The sequence below is a fragment of the Streptomyces sp. LaBMicrA B280 genome (assembly GCF_049222185.1).
GTDB classification, from domain to species: domain Bacteria; phylum Actinomycetota; class Actinomycetes; order Streptomycetales; family Streptomycetaceae; genus Streptomyces; species Streptomyces murinus.
Genome location: NZ_JBMJCT010000060.1, coordinates 1 through 469 on the forward strand (window position 1 = coordinate 1; position 469 = coordinate 469).

Annotated in this window: 1 protein-coding gene; it reads right to left on the reverse strand. The window is 68.9% G+C overall.

What is annotated here, in order from left to right; translation table 11 throughout:
• Positions 1–469 (reverse strand): methionine adenosyltransferase domain-containing protein (locus tag ACLF5H_RS32960; RefSeq protein WP_421679687.1); only part of this gene is annotated, 469 nt, incomplete at both ends.

A 469-nucleotide genomic window follows, 5' to 3' on the forward strand; every position in this document is an offset into this window, starting at 1 on the left:
CCGCCACCGTGGCGGGCCATGCCGCCGTAGGTGTCGATGATGATCTTGCGGCCGGTCAGGCCCGCGTCCCCCATCGGGCCACCGATCTCGAACCGGCCCGTCGGGTTGACCAGGAGACGGTAGTTCTCGGTGTCCAGCTTGATGCCGTCCTCCAGCAGCGCCTTCAGCTCCGGCTCCACGACGAACTCGCGGATGTCGGGGGCCAGCAGCGACTCGAGGTCGATGTCGGAGGCGTGCTGCGAGGAGACCACGACGGTGTCGAGGCGGACGGCCTTGTCGCCGTCGTACTCGATGGTGACCTGCGTCTTGCCGTCGGGGCGCAGGTAGGGGATGGTGCCGTTCTTGCGGACGTCCGAGAGCCGCTTCGACAGGCGGTGCGCCAGGAAGACGGGCAGCGGCATCAGGGTCGGCGTCTCGTCGGACGCGTAGCCGAACATCAGGCCCTGGTCGCCCGCGCCCTGCTTGTCCA